The organism is Cedecea sp. P7760 (assembly GCF_013386425.1).
GTDB classification, from domain to species: Bacteria; Pseudomonadota; Gammaproteobacteria; order Enterobacterales; family Enterobacteriaceae; genus Cedecea; species Cedecea selenatireducens.
The window spans coordinates 22,515-37,589 of sequence record NZ_JACARU010000046.1 but is presented as its reverse complement, the minus strand read 5'-3'; the positions used below and the strand labels follow the sequence as shown (position 1 = coordinate 37,589).

Genomic DNA, 15,075 nt, shown 5'->3' with positions numbered 1-15,075 from the left:
CCTCGCTTCAAATCCGCAGCTACACAGAACGTCACAGTCGCTTCAAGACCCGCAGCCACGCCCTTTCTCCCTGGCACGTTCACCGTGCTCTGAACGAGCAGGGAAAACAGATCTACGGGTGAACGGAATAACGACTGGACTAAAGGTCTCTCCGGGAAGGTTTTGAAAGAGAAATTTGTATAAGAGACACGGAAGGGAGAGGTGGGAATCGCTCTCTGTTCAGTCCCCTCTCCCCTGTGGGGAGAGGGTTAGGGTGAGGGGAAAATCTTACTCGTCTTCTTCATCACGCAGCGGAACAATCAGCATATCCACATGCACGGTATTGATCAGCTGGCGCGCCGAGGACATCAGCTTGCTCCAGAAGTCCTGGTGGTGACCGCAAACCACCAAATCCATATCATATTTCTTAATGGCATCGACCAGCACCTGGCCCAGATCGCCGCTGCCGCTCAGGGTTTCGGTGATTGGGTAGCCCGCGCCGGTGGACAGTTCGGTGAGCGCGTGGTGAGTCTCTTCGGAAATGCGTTTCTGCATATCGCCCAGATTGACGTCAATCAGCCCGGTATACAGATCGGAGTAATTCACATCGACATGAATCAGGGAAACTTTCGCGTTATAAGGACGAGCCATGGAGACGGCTTTTTCTACCAGGACTTTGCTCTCAGGGGAGAGGTCGACTGCGATCAGAATGTGTTTATAAGCCATAATGTTACTCCTTCCATAAGTTATCGATGACTCTCGCCGTCATCTTTTAAACCGCAGCGGCATGAGCTACGGTCACCCGATCTAAAGACTTAAATTGTAGATGGTATTTCTATCTTATAACGAGCTATTCAGCCCGACAATGCGCTATCCCTCAAACTCATTCAAGCGAAAAATGAATCAGGCCACTTTGATAAAGATTAACGCGGTGGTAAAAAAATTAAGGGATCTCCTACACTATTAAATGAGCCGGACGGGAAGAATGCTGTGACCTGTATCGGTTATTCGCTGCAGGATTGTCTGACAGGGTTTTCGGGGAGAGCGGTTGTCCCGGAGCAAACGCTTCGAGGGCTTCGCCGGGAGGGGTACATGATCAGCACCGTCGCGCTGTTCTGGGCGCTTTGTGTAGTTTGTGTGGTGAATATGGCGCGCTATTACTCTTCACTGCGCGCGTTACTGGTGGTGCTGCGCGGGTGCGATCCGCTGCTGTATCAGTATGTCGACGGCGGAGGCTTTTTCACCTCGCATGGTCAACCCAGCAAGCAGGTACGGCTGGTGCGTTATATCTACGCCCAGCGTTATTGGGATCATCACGATGAGGAGTTTATTCGCCGCTGCGAGCGCCTGCGCCGCCAGTTTATTCTGACGAGTTCGCTGTGCGGGCTGGTGGTGATTAGCCTGATTGGATTGATTATCTGGCACTAGAGTATCAGGGCAGAGTTATGGACAAGCATAAAAAAAGCGGGCCAGTTTCCTGACCCGCTTTTTCTTTTGGCTGCCGCTTACACGAAGCGCAGCGCAATCCAGTACAGCCCGCCGGAGAGCAGAATCGAAGCCGGTAAGGTGAATATCCAGGCCATCAGGATATTGGTTACCGTCTTACGCTGCAGGCCGCCGCCGTCCACGATCATCGTCCCCGCCACGGAGGAAGAGAGCACGTGAGTGGTGGAAACCGGCATCCCGGTATAGCTTGCCAGACCGATAGAAACGGCGGCCGTCATCTGCGCGGACATCCCTTGCGCATAGGTCATGCCTTTCTTACCGATCTTCTCACCGATGGTGGTCGCCACACGACGCCAGCCGATCATCGTCCCGATACCCAGCGCCAGCGCCACAGCCAGAATAATCCAGACCGGCGCGTACTCGATGGTGCTGAGCATGTCGCCTTTCAGTTTCTTCAGCAGACGCTGATCGTCCGCGCTCACTTCCGGCAGCTTCGCCACTTTATCGGTCGTGTCGGAGATGCACAGCATGATGCGACGCAGCTGGCTACGCTGCTCAATGCTGAGCTTGTCGTAGCTTTCGATGTCGGTCAGCATCAGCTTCGCGCGGTCCAGCGCGGTGATCGCGTTGGCCGGATGGCAGTGGAACTGAGCCGGTTCAGTTGCGCCCGCTTCCGGGGAAGGGATCAGCTGTTCCGAGCCGGTGGCTTTCTTCAGCAGCTCAGGACGTTGCTGGAAGAAAGTCTCAACATTGTTCACCGCATCGCGGGTACGGGTGATTTCGTAGCCGGAGGCGTTCATGTTAACCACGAAGCCCGCCGGGGCAACGCCAATCAGCACCAGCATAATCAGGCCAATGCCTTTCTGACCGTCGTTAGCGCCGTGAGAGAAACTCACGCCGATAGCGGACAGGATCAGCGCGATACGCGTCCAGAAAGGCGGCTTTTTCTTGCCGTCTTGCTTTTCACGTTCCGCAGGCGTCAGGTGAATACGCTGCTTTTTCTTGGTGTTGCTCCAGTAACGGCGCAGCAGGAAAATCAACCCACCGGCAATCACCAGCCCGACAATCGGGGACAGAATTAATGAAGCGAAGATCCCAACAACTTTCGGGATATTCAGCGCGTCGACAACCGAGGTTCCGGTCAGCAGCGCGTTGGTCAAACCGATACCGATGATGGCACCGATAAGCGTATGGGAGCTGGAGGCCGGCAGACCAAAATACCAGGTGCCGAGGTTCCAGATAATAGCGGCCAGTAACATAGAGAACACCATGGCGAGACCATGAGAAGACCCTACGTTTAACAGCAGATCTGTAGGTAGCATATGCACAATGGCATAGGCTACGCTCAGCCCACCGAGCAGAACGCCGAAGAAGTTAAACAACGCAGCCATTGCCACCGCAAGTTGCGATCGCATAGCGCGGGTGTAAATTACCGTTGCTACTGCGTTAGCCGTATCGTGGAAACCATTAATAGCTTCGTAGAACAGCACAAATGCCAGAGCAAGCAATAGTAAAAGCCCGGTGTGAAGATCCAGGCCGGCAAACAAATGTAGCATAGACGTTACGCCATTTTGAGGACATGAACGCGGCGCATTATGTAAGACAACCTCCACCGCGGCAAAGTGAAATCTGGACTTTTTTTGATTTTAGTCGCCATCTGGCCTGCTGGTGGAATGATTTACATTTTGTTTATCAACTACCTGCATTTGTTCTTAACCTTAAAGCTGGTGCGACCAGCCGCAGGTCTTTACAATCCGTTGCCTTAAGCATAGTCGGGAGTCGGTCGTGGAAAAGTTTGATGCCATTATTATAGGTGCGGGTGCAGCAGGAATGTTTTGTGCGGCGATGGCCGGGCAGGCGGGCAGCCGCGTATTGCTGATTGATAATGGGAAAAAACCGGGCCGTAAAATCCTGATGTCCGGCGGCGGACGCTGCAACTTTACCAACCTTTATGTCGAACCTGCGGCCTATCTGAGCCAAAACCCGCATTTCTGCAAATCTGCGCTGGCACGTTATACCCAGTGGGACTTTATCGACATGGTGGGCAAGCACGGCATTGCCTGGCATGAGAAAACCCTCGGGCAGCTGTTTTGCGATGATTCCGCCCAGCAGGTTGTCGATATGCTGGTGGCAGAATGCGAAAAAGGGAAGGTGACCCTGCGCCTGCGTAGCGAAGTCATAAGCATTGAGCGTGACGAACAGGGTTATACGTTACAGCTCAACGGCGGCAGCGTGCAGGCCGCTAAGCTTGTTATCGCCAGCGGCGGCCTGTCGATGCCGGGACTGGGCGCGACGCCGTTCGGGTATAAAGTGGCGGAGCAGTTTGGCCTGAAGGTGCTGCCGACTCGCGCGGGCCTGGTGCCGTTTACCCTGCATAAACCTTTGCTCGAACAGCTGCAGGTGCTGTCCGGCGTCTCGGTGCCTTCCGTCATCACTGCTGAAAACGGCGTCAGCTTCCGGGAAAGCCTGCTGTTTACCCACCGGGGCCTTTCCGGCCCAGCCGTGTTGCAGCTCTCAAGCTACTGGCAACCGGGCGAATACGTCAGCGTGAACCTGCTGCCGGACACCGACCTGGACGGCTTTATTAACGAGCAGCGTAACGCGCACCCGAATCAGAGCCTGAAAAACACTCTGGCGATGGTGCTGCCCAAGCGTCTGGTGGAATGCCTGCAGCAGCTGGAGCAAATCCCGGACGTAACGCTTAAGCAGCTCAACGTTCGCCAGCAAAGCGAGCTGGTGGAAACGCTGCAAGCCTGGCGAGTTCAGCCGAACGGCACTGAAGGTTACCGCACGGCAGAAGTTACCCTCGGCGGCGTGGACACCAACGAACTTTCCTCGCGTACCATGGAAGCCAAAAAAGCGCCGGGCCTCTACTTTATCGGCGAAGTGATGGACGTCAGCGGCTGGCTGGGCGGCTATAACTTCCAGTGGGCCTGGAGCTCCGCCTGGGCCTGTGCACAGGCGCTGGTTGAAGCCTGATGCTTCGCCTTGCGGCTGCGATGCTAGATTGTGATATGTTATGCACAATTGCAGCTATTTGAGGGCTAAACGTGACAGATTATGACGCATTGCCTGAACAGCGCCAGGCGATGATCCACCAGATCCTGACCGAAACGGGCAGGGTGATTGGGGCTGACGTGGCGCGGAAGCTGGGCGTGTCTGAGCACACTATCCGCCGGGATCTGCAGGAGCTGGCGCGCCGTGGCCTGTGTAAAAAGGTTTATGGCGGCGCCATCAGCCAGTTCCAGCAGTCTGCCAGCTTTGAAACCCGCGTGTCGCAGGATGTGGTTGAGAAGTCCCAGGTGGCGCGGAAGTGCGCCGGGATGATCAAAGCCAATACCTGCGTGTTTCTCGACGCCGGTTCAACCTATCTGGCGATGGTGGAGTTTATTCCCGAAGAGCTGGATCTCACCATCGTCACCAACTCTCCGCAGATTGCCGCCGCGCTAAGTGGGCGCACCCGTGGCGAGCTGATTTTGTTAGGCGGTAAAGTTAACCCGCTGACCGGCAGCACGCTGGGCTCCGACACGGTAAACCAGCTGCGCGGCATGGTTTTCGATCAGACCTTTATCGGCGTGTGTGGGCTGGATCCGCAGGCTGGCCTGAGCGCGGTTTATTACGAAGATGCCTGCTTTAAGCGAGAAGTGTTGAGCCAGAGCAACGAGGTGATCGCCGCCGTCACGGCCAATAAGATGTCTCAGGTGGCTCGCTATAAGGTGGCACCTTGCGAAGACATCGACGTGGCGGTGGTTAGCTCCGAAACCAAAATTACCGATTTCAGCGGCGTTAACCTGCATATTGAAGTCGCCGACTAGCAAAACGGGCGGCGCGTCTGCCGCCCTTATTCACATTCAGTTTTGCAGCGCCAGCAGGCTTTTTATCGTGTGCTGGACCGCGCTCTCGTCATTGCTGCCGGTGATAAAGCGCGCCGCGGCCTTCGTCTCCTCAAACGCATTGCGCATCGCGAAGCTGTATTCCGCCTGAGCCAGCAGCTCGAGGTCGTTATAGCCATCGCCAAACGCCAGGGTTTCCGCCGGGCTGACGTTCAGTAACTGCTGGAGCTTTTGCACCGTCGTCCCTTTGTGAACGCCATAATCGGCAATATCAATCCACGCCGCTTCGGACACCACGATATAAACATCCTGCTCAAAAGGCGCGAGCACCGGGCGAGTCTGCGGGCAGCTTCCGGCTTCGTCATAGACGCTTATCTTCACGAAATCACAAGCGAGTTCGGCGAAAGAGTCCACCTGCGCCAGGCTGGCGTAGGACTGGCGCATTTTGTCTTTAAGGCGCTGCGGCACGTTTTTGCGAATAAACGCGCTCTCGCTGCCGCAGGCAATAATCACGTGGTTGTCGCTGGCGGCCTCCAGCGTGTCGATGATGCGTAATCCCAGCGCATTATTGATAAGCGACTCGTAGATGTACTCCCCGTTCCTTTTGATGCGCGTGGCGCTGTCGCCGATTATCCATAAATCCTGACGGTAATCGGCGAACAGCTCTTCCACCCGCTGGCACTGCTTGCCGGTGCAGGCGGCGAAATGGACGCCTTTTTGCGCCATTAAGCGGTGCGTTTGGGCAAATAATTCACGGTCATAGTCGCCGTGGCTATTGAGGAAAGTGCCGTCCAGGTCGGTAATGATCAGCTTTATCATGTTGTTATCCCATCGGTAAGCGTTCTGTAGGCGTTTATATTTTTAGTTTTGAGACGAAGGGCAGATTGCGGTACTTATTTTCCCACGGCATGCCGTAGCCGATGAGCAGGTCATCGTTGTCCATGATGTAGGCATGAAATTGCTCCACGGGGATCTCTACGCGGCCCGGCTTCACAAACAAAGTGGCAATGGCGAGGGATTTCGGGGCGTAGTTCTCGATTAAATGTTCGACCAGGCGCTTCATGGTGCCGCCGGACTCGATGGCATCATCCACCAAAATCACGTCTTTCCCCTTGATGCCAATATTGTCGTGGTAAACGATGGTAGAGCCGTTATTTCTGTCGCCCGGCGTGTGCGGGCAGGAAATGTAGTCCATTGATATATCGAAAGTTAGCTGCCTGACCAGGTCGGCGGTAAACAGGATCCCGCCGGGAACGACCGTAATCACAACCGCCTCGTGATAGCGACTATTAAGCTCTCTGGCGACCTTCGTTACGCCATCGGCAATCGTCGATTCGTTCATCACTATCTGCCCAACATGGTTATTTCTCACTGCTGAATCCTCATTCGTTATCTTATGCTCGATGTTGCTCGATTAACATAAGATCTAATGCTCGGTTGTGCAATGTGAAGACGGTCTCGTGCTGCAATTTTGTGATCTTTAACGATCGAATGGAGAGTTATGTGCCCAATGTGGCAAGACCGAGCATTGGGCGGAAGATCTTAGGGGCGAAGATCGAAGCGGATCGGCAGCGTGAGCATAATTTGTGCCTGTCCTGGGGCGATGTCTTCGGTGGGGGCGGGCAGAGGCGTCGCGCGAGCCGGCAGGGCAAGTGCTTCTCGATCCAGCGTTGGCGTGCCGCTGCTTTTTTCCAGCGCCACGCTGAGGACCTGGCCATGCCTGTCGAGCGTCAGGCTCAGGTAAACCACGCCCTGCGCCTGTTGGCGTAAGGCCTGAGCCGGGTAACGTTTGAAGCGGTCCAGGCGCTGGCGCAGCAGGCTGACCCAGTTCACTTCGCCGGGGCTGGGTGCGCTGACGGTGCTGCTCCCTGCGGTACCGGCGCTTTGCTGAGGATGGCTGGCGGGCGCGTGGGTTTCGGGCGCAGGTGGCGTGGGTGCCGGCGGTACTTCGGCATCGTGTGGCTTAACCGGCTGAGGTCTGGTTTTGGCACTGTGGCGCACTTTTTTGGCGACCACGATTTCCGGGTTCGGGGCTTCCACGCTTTTCACCTCTTCTTTTGGCTCTGCTTTCTCCTGAGGCGCTGCCGACCGTATCTGTTTGATCTTATCGGGCTGCTTCTCCGGCGTGGCCGTGGATGCCGGGTCGGTAGAGGGTAAAATCATCAGTGCAATAGGCGGTGGCGCGGTGGCCGGCTGTTCCTGCGTGGGCCGATAAGCGAGCCAAAGGAACACGCCAGCGTGCAGCAAAAGCGCCAGCAGTAGCCCTGTACCCCGGCGTGAGGCGGGCAGGCTGTCGGGCCAGGCAGGAAGAGGTTGTCTTATCGGCAGGGTTGAAGGCATGACCAAATTACTCCGCAGCCGGGCGGCTGGTTATCGTTTCAGGAGAGATAAGAGAGAGGACACGCGAACTGCGTAAACGGGCAGCCTCGAATGAATAACGAGACAATCAGCATGGATACACCATCAGCGAAGCATTATTCACTGCCGTGAAAGGCTGACCCAGTAGCGCGACAGCGTATTTATCCTGATGGGTAAGACGCGCGGTAAGGCGGCCAGAATCTCATCGGTATCCTTTAGCGGAAAAACGCCCGACAGCCGCAGGGAAGCTATGTCCTCGTCGCAGCGTAAAACGCCCGGGCGATAGCGGTTTACTTCCCGCAGGAAATCCCCGAGCGGCATATTGTCGGCCAGCAGTTTACCGTGAACCCAGCCGGGCTCTTTTTCACCGCCGTGCAGGCCCCCGGACTGTTCTTGCGTCAGCCATGCTCCCTGGCCCGCGCCGAGCTGCAGCCCGGCCAGCCCCGAGCTACGCGGATAAAGACGCACGGCTCCGTGGTAAACGGCAATACGAGTACGTTCCGGCTCCAGCTTTACGCGGAATTGAGTGCCGAGAGCCAGCACTTTACCGTGAGGTGTCGTCACGCTAAAAGGCCGGGGCCAGGCCGACAGCTTTTCACGCTGCCCGGTGGTAATCAGCAGGTCGCCGCTGAGCAGCTCAATCTGACGCTGCTGCCCGGTAAAATTTACGTTTAGCGCGGTTTGGGTGTCCAGCAGCAACTGGCTACCTTCGCTGAGTTCAACCTGTCGCTGTTCGCCCGTTGCGGTGCGGTAATCGGCCGTGAACGTTTCCCAGCCCTGCTGCTGCCTGCCCCACTCAAGCGAGCCTCCGACCAGCAGTAAAGCGCCTAGCCCTTTTAAGGCGCGACGCCTGCCGCTGTTTTTTAACGAGGAGAGGCTTTTCTGCGCCAGCTTGCCGTCAACCTGCCTGAAGCCGGCGCATACCGCTTCAATGTGCCGCCACGCACGCTGGTTATCGGCGCTCTCCGCCAGCCAGTTTTGCCAGTTCTTTTTGTCCTGCTCGCTCACCTCGTCAGACATCATCAGCGTAAGCCATGACGCCGCAGCGTAAGCGCTATTGCGGTTGAGTTCCTGCCCGTTTCGGTCGACTAAACGTTCGGGGATCATCAGCTTAGGGCAAAGAAGCAGTGCAGGTTAGCGCGCTGAAGATATTGCTTAACGGAGCTGCTGGAAACGCGCAGGCGTTCGGCAATGTCGCAATAGCGCATGCCCTGCAGGTGTGCCAGCAGGAAGGCTTCTCTGACCTGAGAAGGCAGGCCGTCCAGCGCCGCATCAATCTGTTCCAGCACTTCCAGAATCAGCAGCCTGGCTTCGGGGGAAGGGTGTTCCTGTTCCGGCTGGGAGGCCAGCGCGTCCAGCCAGGCCTCTTCGATTTTCTTGCGGCGATAATGGTTGGCTATCAGCCGCCGGGCAACCGTGGCGAGGAAAGGGCGCGGCTGGCGAATGGAAACCAGATCGGGGCTGACCAGGATATTAATAAAGGTATCCTGAGTAAGATCCTGCGCCTGTTCCGGGCAGCCGACCTTATTGCGCAGCCAGTGGTAAAGCCAGCGCTGATGATCGCAGTAAAGCTGCTGTGCAACCTGTTGGGAACGGGACATGACGTGACTCACCATCGATCGGTATCAGGGCGTGATAAATATTAAATGATAATCATTATTATTTTCATTTCTCTATTTTTATGTCAAGAGATTGCGGAGTATTAATGTACTTTTGCGAGCAATGAGAACGCAGCGCCTGGGCTGGCACTTAGGTTTCTGACAAAGAGGGAAAAAACGTGGTTTTTCCCTCTTTGTGGTTATCAGCCGAAAATCAATGCATTGATTTTCCTGTTTATTTTTCTGGTGACACATTGCAGCATTTTTATCCGCATTAGGTGTGTCATCAGTTTCAGCGCCAGGGCTGGCGCTGCGGGTAACACATTAGAATTTCTGAGAAATACTCAGCTTGATGTTGCGCCCGATGCCGGAGACGGACTCGCCCAGATACGGGTAGTAGTCGGTGTTGAACAGGTTATCGACGGCAACGCGCGCCTCCATGCCTTTAACCTGTTCCGGCTGCCAGGTGGCAAACAGCCCCTGCAGGGCATAGCCTTTGGTTTTTGGTAGTGCCCAGATGCCCGCTAACGGGTCACCGTCCTGCGGCGAACGGTCCTGCTTGCGCGCCATATCCATCGTCCAGCCGAACGTCATGTTCCATTCCGGGGCTTTTACGCCCAGCGTGGTGTGTGCGGTGACGGGCGGAATTTCTGCGATCCAGGTTTTATTACCCCAAGGGTCGCGCGGTGAAGCATCACGCTGGCCACGAATGGTGGAGAACGAGAGGCTGCCAAACATGCGGTGGCTGTCGTAAAACGACTCAATTTCCAGTCCCTGGATGGTGTATCCCGGCAGGTTACGGTAGTTCGACAGCGGAGAGCCGCAGTTCGCGCCACTTTTCACCGACTGCGCCCCGCACAGTACGCCGCGGCGATAGAAAATTTCGTCTTTGCCACGGTTGCGGAACAGCGTGGTGCGGATTTGCACGCTGTCGTCGTCTGCCAGCAGGTCGTTGAAGTTGAGGATCATCCCACCGCGAACGCTGTGGATGGTTTCAACCTTCAGGTCGCGGCTGGTGCCGGAGACGTTAGACAGCGCGTACTGTACGGTGTACTGCTCGTCGATCGTCGGCGCACGCCATGTACGAGTGACGTCGGCAAACAGCGACATATTCGGCGTGGCCTTCCAGACCAGCCCAAGCGCAGGCGTAAAGCCGTGATAGCTTTTGCTGCTGTAATCGTGGCCGACTTTCGGATCGCTGCTGTTGTACATTGAGGCGATATTTGGCTCGCCGGTATTCGTCACGCTGTCGTAGCGCACGCCTGGCGTAACGGTGACGCTGCCGAGCGTCATGCTGTCCTGGATATACAGGCCGCGCGTTTGCTGCTCCCCGGCAGGCATGTAATACGGCTGGAAGTAGCCATAGTTGTAGGCCGCGTTCTTCTTGTAACCAGGGTAGAACATCAGCGCGTCGCGTTGATTTTTATGCCAGCTCGCGCCGATTTCCAGCAGGTGATCCACCGGCCCGGTGCTGAAACGGCTCTTGTTACTGACCTCCACCAGGTTGTCTTTGTAGTCCACCCAGCTCTCATTGCCGAGCGTGCCGAGGAAGCTGGAAGTGCCTGCGGAGTCAGGGCGAGTGTCGTGCTGTTTGGTTTTGGACCAGGCATAGCTCAGCGTCAGATCTATCCACGGGTTTTCCGCCGGGGCCAGATTCCACTTCACGGAGTAGTTTTCATCGGTCTGGTTGCGGTACACCAGCTTCCTGCGCCAGGCTTCGTCGAACCCGTATTTGTTGATATCGGCCTGACTGGGGGCGGCGATGTCGTCCCGCTTGGCGGCAAAAGGCTGCCAGCCTGTGGATTCCGAATGCATGGCCGAGAGCGTCAGCGTCTGCGAGTCGGTCAGATAGAGGTTGGTTTTTGCCAGCCAGGTGCCCTGCCGGTTGGCGGAATAGTCGAAATGGGTGCCGTCCGGGCGGGTAATGTTGCCGCCGTCGCGTTTGCTGGCGTAGAGCATACCGTCGGCAAAGCCTTCCGGCGTTTTGCCGTACAGCGCCCCGCTGTAGATATTCTGGTTATCGTTGGTGTGGAAGCCGTACTTCAGCATGCCGCCAAAGTTTTCACCGGGCTGTAGCAGGTCGGCCGCGTCTTTGGTGACGATTTTAATGCTGCCGCCGAAGCCGCCGTTGCCGTTGGCGAGGTTAAACGGGCCCTTATCGACGTCGATCTGCTTGATAAGCTCCGGCTCGATAAACACCGAACCCTGGCGGTACTTCTCAAACCCTTTGGGCGCGCCGTCCAGCGTCACTTTGATGTCTTCCATGCCGCCCATGCCCCAGATGTTCAGGCTCTGCCCGCCCGGACGCGGTGAACCGGCAGAAGAGACGCCCGGCAGTTTATCCAGCAGTTCGGCGACGTTATCCGCCTGGATCCGCTCGATATTCTCTTTCTTCAGCGTTGAGCGCCCGGCCACCACGCTGTCGTCCAGGCCGCTGACCACGGAAAGCTCCGGCACACTAATCGGCGCGGCTTCACCGGCGGCGGCTCCCGTGGAGACGAGTCGATAGCTGTTTCCCTCGCGAACGGCTTTCAGGCCGCTGCCTGACAGCAGATGGTCAAACGCACTCTGTACCGAGTAGCGCCCCTTGAGGCCCGAAGTGGTTTTATTCGCAGCCTGGTCTGGGGTGAAAACGAGCATCACGTTGGCATCGCTTGCCAGCGTTTGCAGGGCGCTGCTCAAAGGCCCGGCAGGCACGGAAAACGCCTGACTGGCGGCTGAGGAGGCTTCTGTCGCCCAGGAAAACGTGGGTAAACCGGTTGCCAGCGCCAGCAGGCCGGATAAAGCAATGCCAGACGCAAGCGGGGCGCGAGGGAGCTGTGCAGGTTGGCTCGCGTCGGAAATGGCCGTAGCCTTTCCGTTATTTTTTATCGTCATGATGTATCCCTGAAGGTGAGTAACGAGAAGTACTGCTTCAGAGAGGTCACGCGAAACGGAAAATCAGGCAGAAAATTTTTTAATTAAGCGTGGGTGGCCTGGTGATTCTTGTTCATTTTATCCGGCTGCTAGTCGATATTCAGCTCCGAGAAGCGGGTAATGATTTTCCCGACAATGCCGTAATCGATAGCTTCTTTCGGCGACATCCAGTAATTGCGGTCGGTGTCCTGCTTCACCTTTTCCAGCGGCTGGCCGGTGGCTTCTGAGATCATCTTGTTCACGCGTTCGTGCATGCGAATAATCTCTCTGGCTTCAATCTCAATGTCCGTGGCCTGGCCGCGCACGCCGCCCAGCGGCTGGTGAATCATAAAGCGGGTGTTTGGCAGCGAATAGCGGTGCTTTTTGTCCGCGGCCAGGAAGATGGTGATCCCGGCGCTGGCAACCCAGCCGGTGCCGATGATATGGACTTCCGGCTTGATGAATTTGATCACGTCATGAATGGTGTCCGCCGCCTCAACGTGGCCGCCCTGGCTGTTGAGATACAGCTTAATCGGCTTGTCGTTGATGCTTTGCAGCAGCAACAGTTGGGACACCACCTCTTTGGTGATCGCCTGAGTTATCTCACCGGAGATAATGATCGAGCGTGAATCCAGCATTTTTTGCTGCATTAGCCCTGATGCATTGGCGGGGGTAGCGCTTTCTTCAGGTTCATCTTTTTCTAAAAACGTAAGCATAATCAGTCTCCTGCCAGTTTTATGGCGTAATCAGGGATGCACTAGAGCATAGCACTTCATTCAGGCGCTGCACGGCACGAACGATCTCTTCGTCACTGTAGCCGCCGAGCCCGAGCAAAATACCGGCTTTCTGCCTGCCTGGCGTAAACATATGCGACACCGCACGGACGGCAATTCCGGCCTGCATCGCCCGCTCCACAACCTGGTGATCGTCCAGGCCTTGGCGCAGCCAAAGCACCATGTGCATGCCCTGGTCACAGGGCTGAAGCCAGGCCACGTCCGGGGAAATGTATTGTTCTACAGCCGCCATCAGTACCCGACGTTTTTCGGCGTAAACGCCGCGCATTTTTCGCAGGTGGCGGTCGAGGTGTCCCTCGGAAATAAAGCTCGCCAGCACGTGCTGGTCAGCCCCCGGCGGCTGCCTGTCCATCAGGATGCGTGCTCCGCAAAAGGCCGAAACCAGCTGCTCAGGCACCACGGCATAGCCGAGGCGCAAAGACGGGAAGAGGATTTTACTGAAGGTGCCGAGGTAGATAACGTTCTCCGGTCCCAGCCCCTGCAGAGCCGGGAACGGATGGCCCGCGTAGCGCATCTCGCTGTCGTAGTCGTCCTCAATTATCCAGGCCTGATTTGCCTGCGCCCACTCCAGTAAAGCGGCGCGGCGCGACATGCTGAGCGGCATGCCTAGCGGGTATTGATGCGAGGGCGTAACGAACGCGGCGCGGGCGTCAGGAGCCAGCTTTTTGCCTGACTCAACGTCCAGCCCCTCGTCGTCAACGGCGACTCTTACCATCTTGCGGTCGCGGAACATCGTCTCAAACAGCGACGTGGCGCCAGGGTAGCCGGGCTCCTCCATCCACACTGAATCCCCCGCCTCCAGCAGGATTTGCAGCGTCAGGTACAGGCCGTGCTGGTTGCCGGAGGTGATGATGACCTGCTCCGGCGTGCAGCGCACCGAGCGCGACTTTCTGACGTATTCACAGATAGCTTCACGCAGGACCAGCGCGCCTTGCGGGTCGGCATAGCCCGAAGGTGCCCCGGCTCCGCGGGCGCGAATACGGTTGCCGAGCCTGCGCCACACGTCGTCCGGGGCGGTGTCGCCTACAGGCACGGAAACGGCAAACGGCTTTGGGGCCAGCGTTTTTAGCTGCTCGCCGACTTTGGCAAATGCCTGCGCCTGGGCAGAAAGCGGAATTGTTGCTCCAGGACGTGTTGGCTGAACCGGCTGCGGGCTTTCCGGCGCGTAGGCCACTCTGGTGCCGGAGCCGTGTCTGGATTCCAGAAAACCTTCCGCAACCAGCTGTTCGAACGCTTCCAGCACGGTGCCGCGCGCCACATTCAGTGCGCCAGCCAGCACGCGCGTGGAGGGCAACAGGTCGCCGCTTTTCAGCTCGCCTTTATGGATGGCATTTTTCAGCGCTTTGGCCAGCTGCAAGCTTAGCTGTCCGCTGCGGCGGTCAAGTTCGCCGATGGCGGGAATATCTACGGCTCGGGCTTTACGTGACATGCATTGTGGCTCGGTCATATTGCGGGAATGTGGTTCTTTATCATAAACCACTTCGGCCATAAGCTGGGTAAAATTACCGCCAATAAAGGGCTGCCAATGTACATTCCTCGTCATTTCCAGGAGCACGATATTGATGTGCTGCAGGGGCTTATCCGGGCTAATCCTCTGGGCATACTGATCGTGCAGAGTGCAGGCGTGCCGGACGCTTTTGATATCCCCTTTGAACTTTGCCCCGAGCAGGGCGAACTCGGCACGCTCCGGGCTCATATCGCCCGGGCTAACCCACTGTGGCGCTCACTTCAGCCGGAGCAGGAAGTGCTGGTCGTGTTTCGCGGTGCGCAGGGGTACATCTCTCCTGGCTGGTATCCGGGCAAGCTGGAACATCATAAAGAGGTGCCGACCTGGAACTATCAGACCGTGCAGGCGCGAGGGAAAATCACCGTGCGGGATGATGCAGATTTCGTGCTGCAACAGATAACCAGCCTGACGCGCCAGCAGGAGGCGCCGATGGAAATGCCGTGGCAGGTCAGCGATGCGCCGCCGGCGTTTATCGACTCAATGCTGAAGGCCATTATCGGAATAGAAATTCCTCTGGCCTCGCTTATCGGCAAGACAAAACTCGGGCAGAACAAAAAGCTTGAGGATCGGGCCGGAGCCGCTCAGGGGCTGATGGCGAAAGGCGAGCGGGAAATTGGCGAGGCGATGCTGCACAGCATCGCCAGGCGTGATAAAAAATAGCTGAG

General features: G+C 56.8%; 14 protein-coding genes. 4 read left to right on the top strand and 10 right to left on the bottom strand.

What is annotated here, in order from left to right:
* Nucleotides 1–267: 267 nt before the first annotated feature.
* Nucleotides 268–705, bottom strand: a complete 438-nt coding sequence (gene uspA, locus HX778_RS15755) for a universal stress protein UspA (protein WP_008458645.1) — start codon at nt 703–705, stop codon at nt 268–270.
* A 366-nt stretch (nt 706–1,071) separates the two neighbouring features.
* Here uspA and uspB point away from each other — a divergent pair, with 366 nt between their 5' ends.
* A complete protein-coding gene (gene uspB / locus HX778_RS15750; protein ID WP_038477817.1) occupies nt 1,072–1,407 on the top strand; it encodes a universal stress protein UspB in 336 nt (111 codons plus the stop codon).
* A gap of 77 nt (nt 1,408–1,484) precedes the next feature.
* Here uspB and pitA read toward each other — a convergent pair whose 3' ends face one another.
* A complete protein-coding gene (gene pitA, locus HX778_RS15745) occupies nt 1,485–2,981 on the bottom strand; it encodes an inorganic phosphate transporter PitA (RefSeq protein ID WP_038477820.1) in 1,497 nt (498 codons plus the stop codon).
* A 229-nt stretch (nt 2,982–3,210) separates the two neighbouring features.
* Between pitA and HX778_RS15740 the strand changes: the two genes are divergently transcribed.
* Both HX778_RS15740 and HX778_RS15735 read left to right on the top strand, forming a co-directional pair.
* Complete coding sequence (locus HX778_RS15740; RefSeq protein WP_038477823.1) at nt 3,211–4,404, top strand: NAD(P)/FAD-dependent oxidoreductase; 1,194 nt, start codon at nt 3,211–3,213, stop codon at nt 4,402–4,404.
* Nucleotides 4,405–4,475: 71 nt separating this feature from the next.
* Nucleotides 4,476–5,240 (top strand): DeoR/GlpR family DNA-binding transcription regulator, encoded by a 765-nt coding sequence (locus HX778_RS15735; protein ID WP_038477825.1) that lies wholly within the window; start codon nt 4,476–4,478, stop codon nt 5,238–5,240.
* 36 nt (nt 5,241–5,276) lie between these two features.
* Here the strand turns inward: HX778_RS15735 and HX778_RS15730 are convergent, their stop codons facing one another.
* The 8 genes from HX778_RS15730 to HX778_RS15695 all read right to left on the bottom strand — a co-directional run bounded on the left by HX778_RS15730 (nt 5,277) and on the right by HX778_RS15695 (nt 14,332).
* The gene (locus tag HX778_RS15730; RefSeq protein WP_176982483.1) at nt 5,277–6,077 is read right to left on the bottom strand and encodes an HAD-IIB family hydrolase; all 801 of its coding nucleotides are present in this window, start codon (nt 6,075–6,077) and stop codon (nt 5,277–5,279) included.
* 34 nt (nt 6,078–6,111) lie between these two features.
* A complete protein-coding gene (locus HX778_RS15725) occupies nt 6,112–6,630 on the bottom strand; it encodes a phosphoribosyltransferase (protein WP_235212873.1) in 519 nt (172 codons plus the stop codon).
* A 170-nt stretch (nt 6,631–6,800) separates the two neighbouring features.
* On the bottom strand, nt 6,801–7,598 hold the full coding sequence (locus HX778_RS15720) for an energy transducer TonB (protein ID WP_038477834.1): 798 nt from the start codon (nt 7,596–7,598) through the stop codon (nt 6,801–6,803).
* Between the two features lie 138 nt (nt 7,599–7,736).
* Nucleotides 7,737–8,723, bottom strand: a complete 987-nt coding sequence (locus HX778_RS15715; RefSeq protein ID WP_176982482.1) for a FecR domain-containing protein — start codon at nt 8,721–8,723, stop codon at nt 7,737–7,739.
* Nucleotides 8,723–9,217 carry a sigma-70 family RNA polymerase sigma factor gene (locus HX778_RS15710; RefSeq protein WP_038477839.1) on the bottom strand — a complete coding sequence of 165 codons (495 nt, stop codon included), beginning with the start codon at nt 9,215–9,217 and terminating at the stop codon, nt 8,723–8,725. The genes HX778_RS15715 and HX778_RS15710 overlap by 1 nt, the downstream gene beginning before the upstream one ends.
* A gap of 321 nt (nt 9,218–9,538) precedes the next feature.
* Complete coding sequence (locus HX778_RS15705) at nt 9,539–12,091, bottom strand: TonB-dependent receptor (RefSeq protein WP_176982481.1); 2,553 nt, start codon at nt 12,089–12,091, stop codon at nt 9,539–9,541.
* Between the two features lie 128 nt (nt 12,092–12,219).
* The gene (locus HX778_RS15700) at nt 12,220–12,825 is read right to left on the bottom strand and encodes an ATP-dependent Clp protease proteolytic subunit (RefSeq protein ID WP_176982480.1); all 606 of its coding nucleotides are present in this window, start codon (nt 12,823–12,825) and stop codon (nt 12,220–12,222) included.
* Nucleotides 12,826–12,844: 19 nt separating this feature from the next.
* Nucleotides 12,845–14,332: a PLP-dependent aminotransferase family protein gene (locus HX778_RS15695; protein WP_176982479.1), complete on the bottom strand. Its 1,488-nt coding sequence runs from the start codon at nt 14,330–14,332 to the stop codon at nt 12,845–12,847.
* 27 nt (nt 14,333–14,359) lie between these two features.
* Between HX778_RS15695 and HX778_RS15690 the strand changes: the two genes are divergently transcribed.
* Nucleotides 14,360–15,070 carry an FMN-binding negative transcriptional regulator gene (locus tag HX778_RS15690; protein ID WP_255483411.1) on the top strand — a complete coding sequence of 237 codons (711 nt, stop codon included), beginning with the start codon at nt 14,360–14,362 and terminating at the stop codon, nt 15,068–15,070.
* Nucleotides 15,071–15,075 lie beyond the last annotated feature (5 nt).

Excerpts from the sequence above, each read along its gene's own strand:
- HX778_RS15730 (WP_176982483.1), bottom strand. The coding sequence starts at position 6,077 with ATGATAAAGCTGATCATTACCGACCTGGACGGCACTTTCCTCAATAGC.
- HX778_RS15705 (WP_176982481.1), bottom strand. The coding sequence starts at position 12,091 with ATGACGATAAAAAATAACGGAAAGGCTACGGCCATTTCCGACGCGAGC.
- uspA (WP_008458645.1), bottom strand. The coding sequence starts at position 705 with ATGGCTTATAAACACATTCTGATCGCAGTCGACCTCTCCCCTGAGAGC.
- HX778_RS15695 (WP_176982479.1), bottom strand. The coding sequence starts at position 14,332 with ATGTCACGTAAAGCCCGAGCCGTAGATATTCCCGCCATCGGCGAACTT.
- HX778_RS15700 (WP_176982480.1), bottom strand. The coding sequence starts at position 12,825 with ATGCTTACGTTTTTAGAAAAAGATGAACCTGAAGAAAGCGCTACCCCC.
- uspB (WP_038477817.1), top strand. The coding sequence starts at position 1,072 with ATGATCAGCACCGTCGCGCTGTTCTGGGCGCTTTGTGTAGTTTGTGTG.
- pitA (WP_038477820.1), bottom strand. The coding sequence starts at position 2,981 with ATGCTACATTTGTTTGCCGGCCTGGATCTTCACACCGGGCTTTTACTA.
- HX778_RS15690 (WP_255483411.1), top strand. The coding sequence starts at position 14,360 with ATGTGGTTCTTTATCATAAACCACTTCGGCCATAAGCTGGGTAAAATT.
- HX778_RS15715 (WP_176982482.1), bottom strand. The coding sequence starts at position 8,723 with ATGATCCCCGAACGTTTAGTCGACCGAAACGGGCAGGAACTCAACCGC.
- HX778_RS15710 (WP_038477839.1), bottom strand. The coding sequence starts at position 9,217 with ATGTCCCGTTCCCAACAGGTTGCACAGCAGCTTTACTGCGATCATCAG.
- HX778_RS15720 (WP_038477834.1), bottom strand. The coding sequence starts at position 7,598 with ATGCCTTCAACCCTGCCGATAAGACAACCTCTTCCTGCCTGGCCCGAC.